A 17,148-nucleotide genomic window follows, 5' to 3' on the forward strand; every position below is an offset into this window, starting at 1 on the left:
CTCAACGGCGTCTTTCGCGCTGACGCTCAAAGGCAGGTGATCGGGGGCGTACCCGTACCCGGGCCGGTTCCTGGATCGGTGCCGGGGTCCGTACCCGGATCGGTTCCTGGATCGGTTCCTGGATCGGTCCCCGGGTCGGTACCTGTCCCCCCCGTCCCCGTCCCACCCGTACCGCTTCCGGTGCCGGTTCCCGTCCCTGTTCCCGTGGTGGCGCCTTGGTAGGCATCCGACTGCATCTGCAGGGTGGCGTAGGCCACCAAGGGCATGCGATCGGCTGCGTAAAATGCACACCGAACGGCGTCGAGGTCGAGCCCGACGGGCCCACGGGCCTTCCAGGCATCCACATCGCCCCCACCAGCGGCCCCCAGACACATCACCTTGTTCAACACGGTGCTGATCAGCGGAATCTTCAGTTGATAGCCGTAGGTGACCTTGATCTTCAGAATGTTTGCGTCACGGATGGACAACTGGCTTCCGCTGGGTCCACCTCTGAGGCTTGCGTTGTTGACCAGCCGATATTCCATGTTGTCGTTGGGAATATAGGTGTTGTTGTCTTTGTCTTTTAGCCCGAAGTTTTCGAAGGCCTCAGGAGACGGGCTGATCAATTCGATTTTGGTGAATGGCCCTTTGACGTCGGCCAATGACCGTACCCAAGCGGCACCCATCGTGCCCAGATCGGGCGTTCCGCTTGCCGAGTCGATATAAAAGGGAATCAGGCCCTTGGCCAGCGACGATTCGATTTCGTTGATGCTGGCATGTTTGTTGGCACCATGACGGGCGGCTAAAAATGTGGCGTTGTTCAGCGTTTGTTTGGCCATGAAGGCCAGTCCAAACTGCACGATTGACAGCATGAACAACAACGCGATTGGGCTGATGATCAAAAACTCTGTCATTGATGCGCCCGAGTGCTTTCGATGCGCTTGAAGCCAGGGCATTCTTACCCTGGTTTTGTCGGGGCGGTATGGGGTTCTCATGCTCTTCCTTTCAGCCTCGGTATCATCAGAAAATTCCGCTGTGCAAGAATTTCATGGCGATGGGAAACCCGATCACGATAAAAGTGCAAGGAAAAATGCACAAGATCAAGGGGCCCAACATCTTCACGGGGGCTTCCATTGCGAGCTTTTCCGCTCTCAGGAAGCGTTCCTGTCGCCGCTGGTCCCCCTGCGCCCGCAAAATTGGCCCCAGACTGGATCCGGTTTTTTCTCCCTGAATCAAGGCACTGACAAAACTGGAAACGGGTGCAAACTTGAGGCGGTCTGAGAACTCGCGAAGGGCCTCCACCCTGGGTTTGCCCCCGCTGACGTCTCGCAGCACGCGGTTGATTTCTATCACCAGAGGCCCAGGGCGGCTCCTGTCAGCGGCCGCTCGCAGCGCGCTGGAGAGATTAAGACCCGCTTCGATCGACAGCGTCAAAAGGTCGATGTAGAAAGGCAGCGCTTTCAATACAGCCGTGTTTCGCCGAACGGTGGTCTCCTTGAGCCAGAGATTGGGGTAGTAATAGGCAACAGCACCCAACAAAATTGACGCGCCGATGTTGGTGTGGCCAAGGGCTTTGGTCAGCATCAAGCCAAAACCGATTCCCAGAAGAACGCAGAGGATCTTTCCAGCATAGAACTGAAGTGGCAACAACGAGTAGTCTTGTCCAGCGCGCTTCAAGAGAACCTTGTAGGTCTCGCCAGTGGCCGCGCTGAATATGGGTTTGATCGTTGATCCGATCAACATGATGAACGGCCAGAAGATTCGGAACAGCAAGGGCGGCTTGTCCTTGAAGGTTCGGTCGTCATCCGGCGTTTCCTGAAACAGCTTGAAAGCTGAATACAAAATTCCCAGCAACGCCAGCATGAACAACACCGAGATGAGATACAGCTCCACTTCGCCCTCCCTATTTTTAAATCTTGTTGTGAAAGTTGCGCTAGGCGTCAAACATCGATGGCAATGATTTTTCGGATGAATACAGCGCCGACGATCAAAAGCAAACTGATCACACCAACCGTTACCCAGCCATACCACGTAGAAAACATCGGTGCCATGGCCTCTGGTTCGAGGTAATTCAAGGCAAACCCCATAAATACGGGCAACAGGCCCACCACAATCCCTTGCAGCTTGCCTTGTGCGGTCAACGCCTTGATTTTTCCTTCCATGACGGCCTTGCTGCGAAGGGTTTGAGCGAGCCTTTCCAGCACCTCCGCGAGATTGCCACCGACACTTTTTGAGATGGTCACAGCAGACACAAAAAGATCAATCTCTTCCAAATTCAACCGCTTGCTCATGCTCTCCATGGCATCTTCCAAACTAATCCCAAGCTTTTGTTCGCGCAAAAGCAAAGACAGCTCTTGGCTCAATGGTGGGTCGGTTTCAGTAGCCACCAGATCGAGCGCAATCGCCAAGCTTGCGCCTGAGCGCAGTGAGCCTGCCATCATGTTCAGTGCATCAGGCAGCTGGGCAATAATGCCCTCAAGCCGCTTCCTTTTGATGAATCCGTAAAGGAATCTGGGCAGGATCAGGGCAATCAGCGTCACCACAATGGCCAGAACAAGTTTTCCCGTCAGCATCCAAACCAGAATGGGCACGATCAGAACGACCCCAATGTTCACAAAGAACAGCTTTTGCGGGTCAATGAATAGAAACATCTCCTGCATCGTGATGGACGCAGAACTGGTAAACCCTTTTTTGTAGTCCACAAAAAACCCGCGCACGGCAAACACCAGCAGGGCCACGCAGAGCATCACAGACAAGGCAATGATGATGTCCATTTATTTTGCTTTCCGAAAGATATCAATGTCCAGCTTCATGCCGGAGGCCTGCATGCGTTCATAGAATTCTGGAATGGCGCCACAACCCGTGAAATAGCCTTGCACCTTGCCATCAGCGCCAAAACCGGTTTCGACGAATTCAAACAACTCTTGCAACTGGATCTTTCCCGACTCGACGCCAGTCACTTCACAGATCTTGCTGATCTTGCGGCTGCCACAGACATACCGCGTTTGTTGCACAACGATGTCAATTGCCGAGGCCACTTGCTCGCGGATCGCCGCCACCGGAAGATCCATGCCAGACATCAACACCATGATCTCCAGGCGGGCAAGCATGTCACGTGGCGTATTGGCGTGGGCGGTGGTGAGTGAACCATCGTGACCTGTGTTCATGGCTTGCAACATGTCCAGCGCTTCGCCCCCTCGGCACTCGCCTACGACGATGCGGTCGGGACGCATACGCAGCGAGTTTTTCACCAGGTCGCGAATCGTGACCGCACCCTTGCCCTCGGCATTGGGCGGGCGTGCTTCCAGCGAAACCAAATGCTCGTGGTTAATTCTCAATTCAGCAGCATCTTCAATGGTGACGATGCGTTCCCCATGCGGAATGAAGTTGCTGAGGATGTTCAGCAGCGTCGTTTTGCCCGAACCCGTTCCACCCGAGACGATGGTGTTTTTCTTGTATTGCACCGCGATGCGCAGGAACTTGACCATGTCTTCACTGGCCGATCCAAACGTGATCAAGTCTTCGCCGCCGAGCTTCTTGGTCGCGAACTTTCGAATCGTCATCGACGGCCCCTTCAGGGCTAGCGGAGGAATGATGGCGTTGAAGCGAGAGCCGTCCTTGAGGCGTGCATCCACCAAAGGAGAGCTCTCGTCGATTCGACGCCCTACCGGCGCTACCACGCGCTCGATGATTCCCATGACCGATTTTTCGCTGGAGAAAGCCAGTGGTACACGGGAAAGCACACCCTTTCGCTCGACAAAAATCTCATCAAACGTGTTGACCATGATCTCCGTCACCGTTGGGTCGGCCAACAAGGGCTCCAGCAGCCCCAAGCCAATCGCTTCGTCACGAACCTCTCGAATCAGTTCATCGCGGTCGACTTCAGGTGGCAGGACTTCCAGCTTCAGAATCTCTTCCAATGCCGTTTGAGCCTGTGCTCTGAGTTTCTCATCGGACATTTTGTGAATGTCGATTCTTCGCAGATCAAAGGACGCGATCAACTTGTCTTGCAATGACCGCCTCAAAGCCAGCCGCGATTCATCGACCAAAACCGTTTTTGAAAACGCTTCTTGCAGAGGCTCTGCTTCAGCCGCTTGTGGTTGGACTGCCCGAGCTGGCGTTGCACTCTGTCCCTTTACCCGGTCATTGGCCCGGCCTTGCAACACGGCCTTTTTTAGCCCGCCCGTGACCGCCTGCGACGACCGCGAGTCGATCAGCCGCCCTGATTCCTGAGGGGCCTGGCGACCCTCTTCGATGGCTTCGATGGCGTCAACCGTCTGCACGGCGCTGGATTGCAGAACCTGCAACTCTTCGATCTTTCGCTTGATCTGGCGCTCGACTTCGTCGCTTTGTGCATTGGGGTGCGACGCGGCGGTGGAGGCGCTGGTCTGCTCGCTGCGGGCCCAGGAAACCGACACCTGGTACTGCCCTATGGCAATCTGGTGGTCTGCATTGAGGGGGCCCAGCGTATCGATTTTGACGCCGTCGACAGTGGTGCCGAACATGCTTCCGAGATCGCGAATGAATATCTGTTCGTTAGAGATGAAAAGCTCGGCATGCTGCTTTTGAATCTTCCAGCCAGCCAGCACCACGGCAGACAGAGCGCTCGAGCCGATGACACAGCGATTGCCGGTCACTTCGTGCGAATTGACGCCGTCTTTGGAGCGGACTTCTATGGAGAATTTCATGGATTTTCCTAGTTGTCCACGCGCTTCTCTATCTTGGTCTGAACACGGCCAATGGCCTCGTCGGCTTCCAGAACCTGCCGACTGGCCGTTGCCGAGCCCGGTATGTGAACCCGAGGCGTCACCACCACCAGCATCTCGGTTCTGTCGTTGCCAAAAGCGCGGTTGGAAAACAGCCGTCCCAACACCGGAACGTCTTTCAGACCGGTGACCCCTGACTCGCTTCCATCTCCCTTGTTTTGCAGCAGTCCGGAAATGACCAGCGTCTCACCCTCCTTCATGCTCACCTCGGTCGATGTGCGGTTGGTGATAAAACTGGTGAATGCCCCGTTTCCGGTGGATCCGTCGGGCCGGCTCACTTCAGCGACGATTTTTGAGCGAATGTTTCCTTCGTCATCGACGACCGGCTCTATCTCCAGGATCACGCCATATTTTTTGTAGACAACAGAAATGGCCCCCAGGGCAGAGGTGACGGGGATGGGAACTTCACCGCCCACTTGCACAGTCGAAGACCCCCCGCTCACAGTGGACACCCGAGGTTCAGCCAATACCCAACTGTCGCCATTGGTTTCCAGGAAGTTGAGCATCGACGTGATCGTGTTGCCCATGCCGATGAAAGAAAGGAACGGCCTGGCAGGCGAGACTGGCCCCAGGCCGTTTTGGCTCAGGTCTGGCCGGGACCGAGAGTTGCTGTAAAACAGCCAGTTGTTGGAGATGGTTGGTCCGGCGACGTCGGACAGATTCCAGTCGATGCCCAGTCGATCAACCGCTGACTTGCGCACCTCGATCACCTTGACCTCCATGAACACCATTTTTTCTTTTGGAACTTCAAAGCCCAAAGGACGTTCATTCACAAGATTCAATGTCTGGGGGTAAAGCGCTGCGATGCGCTTGACCTTCTCTGCGGATTCGGCGCTGGAGTAGTCGCCGGTCAGAATGACTTTTTCATTGACCATCGACACCTTGATTTTTGGTTCAATGGTCAAGATGTTGCGCAACTCCTGTGCTGCCTTTTCTGCCAGGTTCGCGCCGGCGACAGTGACCTCGAAGCGCCGCTGGGTGCCGTTCTTCAACCACAGGTGCATCGTGGTCTGCCCCACCGACTCACCCAGCAAAACCACTTGTTTTTCATCCACAATGGTGGCGGTCAGGAGTTTGCCGTTGCCAATCGCGATGCGTTCCACCTTGGGAATTGCCAGCACCTTGACTTCTCCGGGGTACAGATCCAGAGTAGGCGTGCTGGACACAGTTGGCCCCGGTGCCTGTCCGGCAATGCTGGATGCTTGGCCCGATCGCTCAACGTTGGTGGTGCTTTGAGCAACAACCATATCAGCCTGCGCTGACATCTTTACAGCGTTTTCATTCGGCATGGCGCGGGCCAGCAAGTCGCTGTAGCCAAAGGGTAGTGCAAAGGCCTGGCTCGACAGCATGGCCAGGCAGGTGATCGAAACGATGTTTCTTTTCATCAAGGTTTTCCGGAATGGGTAAGTTTGTTGGCTTGATCAGCAAAGGCATTCAAACTGGATTTGCCTTCAGCTATGCAATGGCTATTTGATGGCCGAAAGGGTGGGGAAAGGCGCCGCCGATAACGATTGAGGCGTTGCCCCAGGCAGCTCAACAGCCGACGTTACGGGTACGCTGGTGACGATGGAGGCCCCGCCATTGGCCCCACGCCCTCCCACGATGTATTCGGTGGTGTTGAGTCTTTTCAGTCGCGCTGCTGCTGCCACGACATCGGAAACCGACGTTGCCTGGCTCGTGTTGGGAAAATCGTCCTTCTGACTTCGCAGCACCGCCGTTACTTTCGCTTCGGCTTTTGCAGCAATGATGTCGTTGGCTTGTTGCGGCGTCACATTGAGGGTGACGGTGCTGTAGCTTTCGATGTTGCCACCGCTTCCCCGCTGGGCCTTGCCGGTGGCCAATACCTCAACCGAGGAAAAGAGCGGGAACGTGAAGCTTTCCTGTGGTGCACCACCCATCGCGCCACCTTGATCCCTGGGCTTGGCTGACATGATCAGGTCGATGCGATCCCCTGGACGAACCAGGCCTGCAATGGAGCTGAGCTCATCAACTTCGATGGTCAGTGCGCGCCGACCTTCCTTGATCGAGCCAGAGAAAAAAGCGCCCCCTCGGGTCACCGTATACACGGGAAGAATGGGCTCCCCGGCTCGAACACCCACCAGCAAGGCTTCGCCTTCTATTTTTGAGAAATCCTCAGGCGCCAGGGCTGAATCGTGCAGAAACTCTCGGGGGAACTCACGAACGGACGCGGTCTCGTTGCTCAAGATATCGCCCGGGCTCAAGGCCCTGGACGCGACCACAACCCTGACCGTTTCTCGAGATGCTTTCAATTCTGCTTCGATCTGTTGCATTCGATTGGAAATCACCTTGTTGCTGAGATAAAACGCAACAATACCCAAGCCAATCGCCAATGCGAGAAACAACCAATTTTTACTGAATTTATTCATAGTAATAGACTCAAGGCAAAGAAATAATATAGGTCAAGGCACTGAAGTAGCCAGTTACAGCCTTTGCCAGTCGGATGGCAACCGAATCGCCTCCGTCGAAGCTTCCAAACAAAGCCACGGTCATCACCAGTGCCAGCACCATGTATTCCACAGCCGCCGCACCTCGCTGAATCCACATTCCCTGTTTCCGCATGTTTTGGCTCCTCTCATTCGAATTATTTTCAGGCACCTGAGCGAAACTCATCGAGCGCTGTTGATAGACGTGATCTGATTCGCACGAAATGCGGTCGCTCTTTTCCCCTCGACGGCAGCTATTACCACCTCAAGCGCTTCATCAGCCTTCTTGAGCATCAGCACATAGGCGATTTGCCCATTGAGCCGCTCTTTCGACGCGTGTCGATCCACCATTTTCCACCCGTTATTGGGGAGGTTTTTGGCGTAATAGAACTCCACCTGAGCCACGGACTCATCTGTAACAAACATGGCGGTCTTGCTGATTTTTCCGAGGTCAGCCGACTCCACCAGGCTCACCACCTTGGCACTTGACGGGTGTGGAACATCCGAGGCGTCCATGTTGGGCTGGTTTCCGCCCATCAATGAAACGGTCAGCGTCCCGCTGCTTGTTGACAGCTTGTCGCGTTTGGCCTTGACCGTCATGAAAAACGGGCCGTGGAATTTTGAAATAACCACTGAATTGCTATCGGGACGATTGACCAATATGGACGATTTCTTTCCTTCAATATTGGCGACCACACTCCCGTCCACAGCGTCCCAGTGTGCCCGGTAATACGCTATCAGCTCCTCCAGTGCCACCGTGCTTTCAAACTTGAGCACCTTCATTGGGAGTCCATTGACCCGCATATCCGCCGAAACCCATTCCACCTTGCTTTTAGGCGGGTCGGGTATCAATGGCCAAGGCGTTGTACTCATGGTGAACTCTTGGGCATGAGCGGCAACCCCGACCGCCATTCCAGCAAGAATGATGGTCAATGCGATGCGTGCCCGCCGTGCAGCGACTGCTGCGGTTGCGGCTCGTGGCATGGGTGGGGTCAAGGGCATTTGATGGCGTTGTTTTTCTGGCTGGCCACAGGCACGTTGGTCCAGGCTTGCAGATCGCCATTGGCGCGCAAACTGCCCTCGGGCACGATGTCGGGTTTCACAATGCCCAGCTCAATGTCATTTCTTTCGAAGATGCCCACGACTGTAGAGATCACCGTTCGCACAAGATCGCCAGCGCCAGCCAGATCCCACGAGGTGGGTACCAGACGCTTCACGGTGTCACAAGTGTTTTGATCACCCGACGTCGCGCCACTGGAGGACCAGCTACCGGCACCAATGGCCGTGGCAGCAGGCAGTGTCAGGTTCAAACTGCTCAATGCATCAAAGTGGGCTACGTTGGCCACGGGCACATTCACCTGGGCTTTGAAGATTTTGTGGTCGGGCAAGGACAGCAGGCTTCCGCCAAACGATGTGGGCAAATTGGCCACCCCTGCCGTCAAAGACTGGCTGTTGTCCCATCGAAGTTGCACGTCGGTGAACTGGGCCAGCAAGTTGGCCTGTGTCAGGTCGGTCCACAGCGGTACCCGATCCTGATCGGTCAATTGACCGGGGCGATCCTGGTAAGCGATATGGTGCTTCGTGGAGAAAAACCGCGCCTGCACTTCTTCTGCCAATACGGCATCTGATTTAATGGTCTTCTTGGGGTCCCAACTGCGCTCAAATGCGGCGTAGCGACTGGCCTGAATGGCCGACTGCTTCATATCGAAATATTTGAAAACGTAGACCGACATGAAGAACAGGGGGATCAGCACAAACAAAGCCACAATCAACTCGGTGGTGGCTTGGCCTCGCTGCCAAAACAATCTGTTTCGATGGTGTGTCATTCGATCACCTTCATTACAGGCTTAACATCTCGAGCGTATTCGGGTATTTCGAAAATTCCTGCAGGCATGGCAACATTCATCTCGAAACTTTGAATCGTGTGCACCATATCGCCCAGACATTTTCCCGAAAGAGAGAGCAACGGGACATTTTGAAGCGATTCTTCAACAGATTTTTCGCAACCCGGAGCAGGCTTGTGCGGAGGTGTCTTCAAAACCAAAAGGTTTTTGAATGGGACAACCAGCGGGTTGGGCAGCAGAGTGCAAAAGGCAGTGGGAATGCCTTGCTGATAACCACACTCGTGACCAAAAATTTTTTCAGTCTTGCTGTACGCCGCGTCTTTCCAGAACTTCACCCGGCCAGGGTAAGATTTTTTTGCGCGATCAAATGCAAAATCGGCCATCTCGTTTTTCGAGAAATCTGTGATTTCGGCCGTGATGCCATTGGCATTTTTGTTCACGATAATATGCATCCTGGGCTTGTCGATTGATACGCTTTCAACACGACTGCCCAAAGAGTTGCAAGGATCATCGACCCCTCGAACCTTGAATTCTTTCTTGATGACCGTTTTGTTTCTTCCGGAGATATAGGTCTCGATGGTTCGGGAATACATTTTCTCCACGGCGGCCTGAGTCACATGCGGCAGCGCTGGACACAGCTCGTCCACGGTCTTGTTGAACCCTGCAGTGACGATGTCTGGTCGAGCCAGTACAAAGGTTTCTTTGATGATGATGTTGTCAGGTTCTTGCAGCCCCTGCGATTTGACTGATCCGCTGGCCGCATTGCTGTCGCAGCCCGCGATCAACACGGCGCCCGCCATCAGCGCCAGGCATTTAGGGCCGATTCGAGATTCGAAGGTGGTCAGGCTTGGTGGCATGGTGGTCTGGCAGTTGCAATAACGGAAAAAATTCAAGGCAATACGTCGGAGTTCTGGGAAAAGACGGAGATTGGGAGGTTGCCCTGGTAGGTCGCGAGGACGGCTTCCCATGAAGGTGTCGCCAATCGGGCTTGCCAGTAGGGGTTGTACAGGCTTCCCACTTCTTTGTGCTGATCGGCTCGAAACAGCGGCGTGCCGGTGAAGTCGCGGTTGTCCCGCCAGGGCCTCGCGAAGAACACGCGGGCGCCACTTGTCGCGGCAATTTGGTCGCCCAGTGTTTTGGGATCCATCTTGGTATTGCCCAGATTCATGGCTGCACTGTCGGCCTGATAGATCCCCATTTGATCGGCTGTTTTAACGCTGGCCTTTGGCTTGGCGGCGGCAAAATAGAAATTGAACTCTTCTTTTTTTGGGCGCCCGTTGGTCTGGTCGCGATCCAAATCAAACAAGGCTTTTACCCCCGACCAGCCTTGATTGGTTGCCGGGTTGTCGCTATAGGCCAGTGATCCTGCATTTCTGTGCGGACTGGTTCGGCTTTCGCCTTGCGTCTCCTGATCTGCAATCGTCGAACGGCCCCATCCGAATGGAACCCCTTTTTTCCTGCATTTCACACCTTTGGCCACGTAATATTCTGAAGTGTCTTGCGCTTCCCATCGTTCATAGTCTTTCAATTGCGTGACGCCATCTCTTGACGATCCAAACTCCACTGCAGGGCAAAATCCAATACTTGCCGACCCCCATAAAAGCCGCAACAAATAGGTTGATGGACCTACGCGATTCTCTGAAAAGGCATCGCGCGAAGCCAGCAAAATATCTGCGGCAGTCTTGCGACCGTCGCTGCTGTTGTGAATTAGTTTAGATTGGGTGTATTCGGCGAAGGCCTGATTCCAGGAGATGATATTCAGTGCACCCAATTCAACACCATAGATAGAGACGGGTGCAGTATCAGAAGCCCCGTTCTGATTTGCCACATTGGCCCTCAGCACGTTGTCGCCTGCTTGCTTGGCAGCGAGTGCCATAGCCGGACCGTTCAGTATCAGTCGGGATGCAGCACTGAGCCCTGTGGCATAGCCCTCAACAAGTGCGGCAGCAGCAGGGGGGAAGGCTTCATAGGCCTGATTGGCGGAACTCATCACTTGCTCGACCGTGTTCAATACCGAGTAGACGGCAGCACCCACTCCAGTCCAGGAAAACGCTGCCGCGACGTACTTGGCGCTTTCAATCGTGGTTTCCATATACCGCATCCACGACTGCAGGCTGATCACCTGGGCCAAAAACACCTCATTGGCGATTTCAGCCCGATTGCCGTAAGCAACCATGTTCAACGCACGGGCCTGCACCAGGGCGCCCGAATAGGCGGCGGCGTCGGCGGCATTGACGATTTTTTGCTTTTCTGAAGTGACCTGGCCCACGCTGTACACGCCCACGCTGACCACGGCCATGGTCGCGATCAGGCCCAGGAACCACAAGACTGTTTGCCCTCGAAGCCGCTTGATTGCAGTGGCTGGAACGCACGGCAGCGCAAACGCCTTATTTACCGCGACCGATGGCCCATTTTGTTTGGCCCACGTGACCCGGCGCGCCGGCGCGCCGAGACTGCGGGAGCCGCGGGTTGCGTCGGGACACGGACGGATATCAGCTTGGTCGGGTGAAGTCACAGCGCCCCTTTCTTTCCATACGGGTTATGGCAGCTTTACCAACTCAACCCGCCGGTTTTTCCCCCGGCCTTCTTCGGTTCGGTTGTCGGCGATTGGCGCCTCTGCGCCGAAACCTTGCGGCTTGAGGCGGGAGGCCTCGATTCCGGAGCGTTTCAGGTATTCCACAATCGCGTTGGCGCGGCCTTGCGACAGTTGCTTGTTTGCAGCGGTGCCACCCACGTTGTCGGTATGTCCATCTACGGACAGCCTCAGCGACGGCGAACTCACGAGCAGATCCCGCACTTGATCAAGTGCGGGTTTATCTTCATCTCGAACCAGGGTCTTGTTGGTGTCGAAATTGATGTTGAGCGTGGCGAATCCTGCTGTGTCGAGCTGACTCTTGAGCTCGCCTGCCGTCAGCACGTTCGGCACATCGGCGCTGGTAATGACGGTCAGGTTCATCTCACCGTCTGACAGGCCCCAGGTTTCAAACAGAACCCACTTCTTCTGCGCACCGGGGATCAGGAAGAGAAAGCGAAGCTTTCCGGAGCGTTCGTTGTGACCGAACATTCTCGCAACCAGCTGGCCACCCATTTCGCTGATGACCCGCTCGTAGTTGCGGAACAGCAGGATTCCAGAACTGCCGGCTTTCTCTGCCTTGTAGCTGACTTGCTCGATCCGCCCCTCCAACTTGGGCACCCCTGCATCGCTGTAAGGACCGAGCTTGGGGGTACAGGTGACCCAGGCATTTTTTTCCAGGCACTGAAACACGACACGTGCCAAAGAAACGCCATAGTCGGTTGTCTCGCTTCTGACGATGTTGTAGCCGCCGGGCGTGTTGAAACCGTCTGGGTTTTGTCCGCCGGCATGCACAGCCGTCGCAAGAATGGCAACTACCAAGACTCCAGCGCCCCTCACGCGTCGCAACCATGCGTTACCCATTGACTTTCCCCCTGACCAAATTGCATTTTTATGAGTTGCGCTTCCCGCCATTGGCGGGCAGTTTCGGAAAGCCCCCCATTGGGGGACCGACCTCGACCGAGAGCACACAAGCTCAAGGCAACCAAGGGCCAAAACCCTTGGTTGCCGGGTTGGATCGCTCAAGCACAGCAACCGCCTTCATCGGGCCGCTGCGCAGGACGCACGATGAAGCAGTTATTGCTTGCCGGTGAAGTCCGACAGGTTGCCGGCCACAGCACCGCTCTCGGCGCGGGTTTTACCGGCGCCTGCCGCCGTTTTGCCAACGGATCCGTTCTGACCCGACAACTCGGATGCCATCGCTGCGGTCTGGCCCCGCACCACGTCACCGAAAGCGGCGAACACGACGATGCCGGCAATGGCGATCAGCGCGACGATGATGATGTACTCGGTCATACCCTGGCCACGTTGCTGGCGTTTGGCGATGGATTGCTTCATGGTTGCAATGGACATGTTGGACTCCGCTTAGAAATGGATGAACAAAAAAGGCAAACAAATGCGCCGCATGACCGGTGGACTTGCGACTGCTCCCAGGAGTTGGCCTCCGCGCATGCTTGGACTTCGCCTGAAGGCGCACCTGAGTGCGAACTTCAGGGAACTACTCACATGCACGAACGACCTACCCCATGCACTCAGGCACAAAAGTTTTTACCATAGTCAGGTGTCTTTCTCATTACATTTCTCTCGTCTTGTCCGAAGAAACGTTTGGTTTCAATTTTCCAAGGCATATCGAAATTGATACCAGCCCAACACCGTGCGTTTCATGATGCTGTAACACCGCATGGACAAGAACTGAGAGGGTTCGAGCGGTTTCGAGCCGCTTTTGGTAGTCCAACGGATTGGGGAAGACCGGTCACTTCCCGAGCTCGATACACCCTGCGATCCGTTTGACGCCAGCCGTGCTCTGCCGAGCATCGACCAAAAGTGTTCTTATTTGCCCACATCGCCTGCCAACCTCAGTAGGGAGGCTGCTGAATTTCGATCGCCTCAAGGGTGCGAACGGCGTTGTCGGCCAATCGCACTTCGGTTTTGACGACGCCATAGCCGGGCGCGTACCAGCTCTGGGTGGGGCGCTTCCTGGAGGAGCTGGTTTCTTCGATATGGCAGGTCAACGGAAAGCGGCCTGCCTGGGTGTCCAGCGCGCCGATCGACACCAATTTGATGCGCTGCTCTTGAGCCGTTACCCTTGCTTGAGGTTGGCCGGCGTCCTGGACCGATTCGGTCACGGAGAAGCTGCGGCTCTCTCCAACCCTGAGATCCAGCGGCATGCCGCCGCTTCTGCCGGTGCGTTGCAATCCACCGCCCGCCTCCGAGCCCCCGCTGAAGTTGAGCCATTCCACTTGCGCCACGGGCGTGATCAGTGGGAGGTGAATGATGGCCTCCAGCAATAGTTTTCCATTCACATAGGTTTTGTGTTGCTGACGTTCAATTCCGACTGGATCCATTGCTACGTCGACGAGCCGTTGCCAAACCCCGTTCAGTTGGTAGCCGAGCGTAAATGCCGAGCCTCTTGTGGCAACTTGAAAGCAATCGCGCATCACGGGCTCCACCGGAGGCGCTTGCGTGTCACCTTCGCTGAAGCAACGGATGCTTTGCCCTTCGGAGCGGTCCTTTGCATCTTCGATCAGGCAGGTTTGACCCACAGGCTGCCGCACGACCATGAGCTGGTGGCCATCACTGCCCTGCAAATAGGCCTCTCCGGCTCGAAACCGGAATCCGAGCGCGCCAGGCCTTGGACGCAACACATGGCCCATTGCATCGGTCAACACCAGCCCACCGTTGGTCAAGCCGACGATTTGGCCAACCAGAGGTTCAAGACGCTGGCCAGGGACGGAAGGGTTGCCTGCAGCAACGCTCCCATGGCTTGCTTCCGTCTTGCGTTCTACGGAACCTGCAGCCTTTTCTAGATCTTTCTTGATCGCCGGAACCGCCGCACCCGCAATGATTGGCGGTGGGCTGGCTATTGGCGCGATGTTCATACCGGAGCTACCTGGAAAGGTCTTGCTCAAACGGGTGCCAGACGTGTTTGCTTCAGGCTCTAACAGCTTGCTGCCTATCGATGCTTCAACAGGCGCTCGTTCTAAGCTGTCACCCTCGGCATTCAGCACCATTGGCCGCTCGGTTCGGCCCAAGCTTGCACCATTGGCGGCAAGCGGTAGGGATTCAGTGGCACTTGGCGGGGTCGGAACTTTCAATAGGCTGCCGCTGCCGTCCTTCGGTTTGTCTGCATCGGCGGCAGAAAACTCATCGCTGGTTGATAGACGCTCCTGAGGCATATCGACATTCAAATGGGCACACCCTGTCCCCAGCGGAATCAGCAGTGAAGCGCAGAGATGGAAAACATTACGCATGCGGTGTGTTCTGTCCTTCAAATTCAATGCGACGGGTCAAGGCTTGGCCCATGGGTACTTACGGGCCAGCGCACGGGCGGCGGCCGTATTGCCTTCGATCGCATAGATTCGGGAAAGGCCTTGGTAGGCTGCGCCAATGGGGGTTTTCAGCGAAGCCCGATCGCGTTCTGGCACGGATTCCAGAACCCGTTGGTATTGAGTCTGGGCATCGGCCAGCTTGTTCAATGCCACCTGGACATCACCCAGCTTTGAAAGCACCGAAATTTGCAGCCGCGAGGGAGGCGCATCGCTGTCGAAGTTGTCTGCAATCTGCTTGAGCCACATCTCGGCCGCTGTGTTGTCCCCCAGTGCCATGTTGTTGATTGCCAAGTTGAGCTTGGTCAACCACGTCTGCGGGTGTCCGTCACCGTACAGTTTTCTATTGATGGCAACCGCCCGTGTGAAGCTTTCAAGCGACTGCCGGTACTCTTGACCCGCGAACAGCACCGCACCCAGATTGTTCAAACTCATGGCCGTGTCGGCATGGTCCATCCCCAGCGACTGCTCGCGAATGCGCAGTGCAATGCGGTGGTTGTTGAGTGCGGCAGCGGGTTGCCCCACCAGCGCCAAATACTCCCCCATATTGCTCACCACCACAGCGGTCCAGGGATGCTTATCCCCATAGGCATCCCGGCGCAATTGCAAGGCGCTGTTGAGCGCATCCTTTACCTCGCTCAATTGCCCGGACAGCATACCCAGTTCGGCAATGTTGTTGTAGTAAGTTGCGAGGCGCGGGTGGGTTTCTCCAAGGGAGGCCCGCCAGATGCCAGCCGCGGCGTCGTACTCGACCCGGGCTTCATCAAAATGGCCCATCGTTCTTTGCAGTGCCCCCAGGTTGTTGTGCAATGAGCCCATCCACTCATGCTCGGGAGGCAGGGTTTTCGCCCAGATTTCTGCGGCTTTGTTCAAGGCGGCAGAGGCGTCCTCCTGGCGCCCCATCTGGGTGTAAAGAATGCCCAAGCCGTTTTGCAAGCGGGCTTCTTTGAAGTAGCCGGGATGGTGATGCTTGTCCAGACAAATCCGGACTTGTTCGAAGGCGCTTTCCGCTCGCACAAACTCGGCCTCTTCGATGGCAATCTCTGCCGCGACCAAATGGGCATCCATCGACGGGAAGCAGTTGTTCTCAAGCGTGGAAATAGCCGTGTAGGGTTCAAGCACCTTGCGGGCTTGTTGAAACTCGCCCACGCGCAACAGCGCCCCGGCAAAGCGGGCCATCGTCAGCGCTCGGGCCCCTTCCAAATTGCGCTCTTGCCCAGGCTTGCCTGCCAGAACCGCTTTGCTCAACGGCAGCAGCCGCTCGCGGGCCAGCGAAAAATCACCCGCCCTGATTTCCAACTCAGCCAGGTATGTCTGGGCATCCAGAAGCGCCTCTGTCAACGCCTGGTCTTGCATCGAGGTCACCCATTTCACCAGCCGCTTGGTGCTTTCGTCGTGAGACGGGTCGCTCACGGTGGCTGCGGCGCGGCCGTTGGCAACCCTGAGCATCATTTCGGTCTGGGGGTTTAGCGTCCCTGAGGCGAGCAGGCCCGATTGTGATACTTCGATGGCAATGGACTCAGCCTCTTTCAATTGACCCGCATCAATGGCCTGCTCAATGGCTTCACCCAAATTTTCCGCAAGCATTTCAAGCGCCGCTGGATCGTATTGGGACCACTTCAGGCCCAACCGGCCGGGGGGGAACGCGGCAAGCTTCAGATCGGTTTGGAATGTTTTGGTGGCGATCAACCGCTCCATCAAAAGTTGGGACACGGGATCGGCGGGTGCCGCCGCCGACAAGGCAGTGGTGTCCACAGGGCCACTCCCTTGGCGCGCGGTTGTCCATATTTGCCGGTATTGGTGAAGCCACGAATCGCCATGGACTGCAGCGGTGGCTTCAGCGCCGAGTGTTTCACCGTGGGGCATGGATTTGTACCGAAACACCAGCCCACCCGTGATCAAAAGAGCGGCCATCGAAGCGATGAGCAGCACTTTCTTGCTCTTCCGCGGGGTTGCCGGTTCAACGGAGCGCTGGACTGGGGCATCAGGCCTTCCACCCAATGCTGATTTTTTGCTCGATGGCGGCTGGAGCCGGTGAAGCACCACTCTGGAAAAATGGCCCACACCCTGAGTCAGAATTTCTAAGGACTTTCTGAAAAATCGGCTCATGGCAAAAGGTCAACTTTCGTCGGTGGGGAAATGGCCGTCGGTGGCCAAGGTTTGTGGCGGCTTGCCGAGCGAGGCTCGACGGGCGGGTTGCCCAGTCGCGCTGGCATC

15 protein-coding genes are annotated in these 17,148 nt (G+C 56.0%); all 15 read right to left on the reverse strand.

Annotated features, from left to right (window positions below; translation table 11 throughout):
* Positions 1-26: 26 nt before the first annotated feature.
* Positions 27-881: a TadE family protein gene (locus E5678_RS15120; protein WP_168708576.1), complete on the reverse strand. Its 855-nt coding sequence runs from the start codon at positions 879-881 to the stop codon at positions 27-29.
* 118 nt (positions 882-999) lie between these two features.
* On the reverse strand, positions 1,000-2,010 hold the full coding sequence (locus E5678_RS15125) for a type II secretion system F family protein (protein WP_136179296.1): 1,011 nt from the start codon (positions 2,008-2,010) through the stop codon (positions 1,000-1,002).
* Entirely contained in the window at positions 1,920-2,753 is an 834-nt protein-coding gene (locus E5678_RS15130) for a type II secretion system F family protein (protein ID WP_136179297.1), read from the reverse strand. The genes E5678_RS15125 and E5678_RS15130 overlap by 91 nt, the downstream gene beginning before the upstream one ends.
* Positions 2,754-4,667 carry an ATPase, T2SS/T4P/T4SS family gene (locus tag E5678_RS15135; RefSeq protein WP_247596795.1) on the reverse strand — a complete coding sequence of 638 codons (1,914 nt, stop codon included), beginning with the start codon at positions 4,665-4,667 and terminating at the stop codon, positions 2,754-2,756.
* A gap of 8 nt (positions 4,668-4,675) precedes the next feature.
* The gene (locus E5678_RS15140; protein ID WP_136179298.1) at positions 4,676-6,130 is read right to left on the reverse strand and encodes a pilus assembly protein N-terminal domain-containing protein; all 1,455 of its coding nucleotides are present in this window, start codon (positions 6,128-6,130) and stop codon (positions 4,676-4,678) included.
* Between the two features lie 81 nt (positions 6,131-6,211).
* Complete coding sequence (cpaB, locus tag E5678_RS15145; protein ID WP_136179299.1) at positions 6,212-7,132, reverse strand: Flp pilus assembly protein CpaB; 921 nt, start codon at positions 7,130-7,132, stop codon at positions 6,212-6,214.
* 10 nt (positions 7,133-7,142) lie between these two features.
* Positions 7,143-7,325, reverse strand: coding sequence for a Flp family type IVb pilin (locus E5678_RS15150; protein ID WP_136179300.1), 183 nt, complete (start codon positions 7,323-7,325; stop codon positions 7,143-7,145).
* 47 nt (positions 7,326-7,372) lie between these two features.
* Entirely contained in the window at positions 7,373-8,173 is an 801-nt protein-coding gene (locus E5678_RS15155; RefSeq protein WP_136179301.1) for a hypothetical protein, read from the reverse strand.
* Positions 8,174-8,181: 8 nt separating this feature from the next.
* Positions 8,182-8,994, reverse strand: a complete 813-nt coding sequence (locus E5678_RS15160; protein ID WP_136179302.1) for a pilus assembly protein — start codon at positions 8,992-8,994, stop codon at positions 8,182-8,184.
* 17 nt (positions 8,995-9,011) lie between these two features.
* Positions 9,012-9,926 carry a hypothetical protein gene (locus E5678_RS15165; protein WP_136179303.1) on the reverse strand — a complete coding sequence of 305 codons (915 nt, stop codon included), beginning with the start codon at positions 9,924-9,926 and terminating at the stop codon, positions 9,012-9,014.
* Positions 9,923-11,548, reverse strand: a complete 1,626-nt coding sequence (locus E5678_RS15170) for a pilus assembly protein TadG-related protein (protein WP_136179304.1) — start codon at positions 11,546-11,548, stop codon at positions 9,923-9,925. The genes E5678_RS15165 and E5678_RS15170 overlap by 4 nt, the downstream gene beginning before the upstream one ends.
* A 24-nt stretch (positions 11,549-11,572) precedes the next feature.
* Positions 11,573-12,427, reverse strand: coding sequence for an OmpA family protein (locus tag E5678_RS15175; RefSeq protein ID WP_168708578.1), 855 nt, complete (start codon positions 12,425-12,427; stop codon positions 11,573-11,575).
* A 255-nt stretch (positions 12,428-12,682) separates the two neighbouring features.
* Positions 12,683-12,943 (reverse strand): hypothetical protein, encoded by a 261-nt coding sequence (locus E5678_RS15180; protein WP_168708650.1) that lies wholly within the window; start codon positions 12,941-12,943, stop codon positions 12,683-12,685.
* A gap of 518 nt (positions 12,944-13,461) precedes the next feature.
* Entirely contained in the window at positions 13,462-14,856 is a 1,395-nt protein-coding gene (locus tag E5678_RS15185; RefSeq protein WP_136179307.1) for a hypothetical protein, read from the reverse strand.
* 36 nt (positions 14,857-14,892) lie between these two features.
* On the reverse strand, positions 14,893-16,863 hold the full coding sequence (locus E5678_RS15190; RefSeq protein ID WP_210731925.1) for a tetratricopeptide repeat protein: 1,971 nt from the start codon (positions 16,861-16,863) through the stop codon (positions 14,893-14,895).
* Positions 16,864-17,148: the final 285 nt, after the last annotated feature.

The sequence above is a fragment of the Hydrogenophaga sp. PAMC20947 genome, assembly GCF_004795855.1.
Lineage (GTDB): Bacteria > Pseudomonadota > Gammaproteobacteria > Burkholderiales > Burkholderiaceae_C > Hydrogenophaga.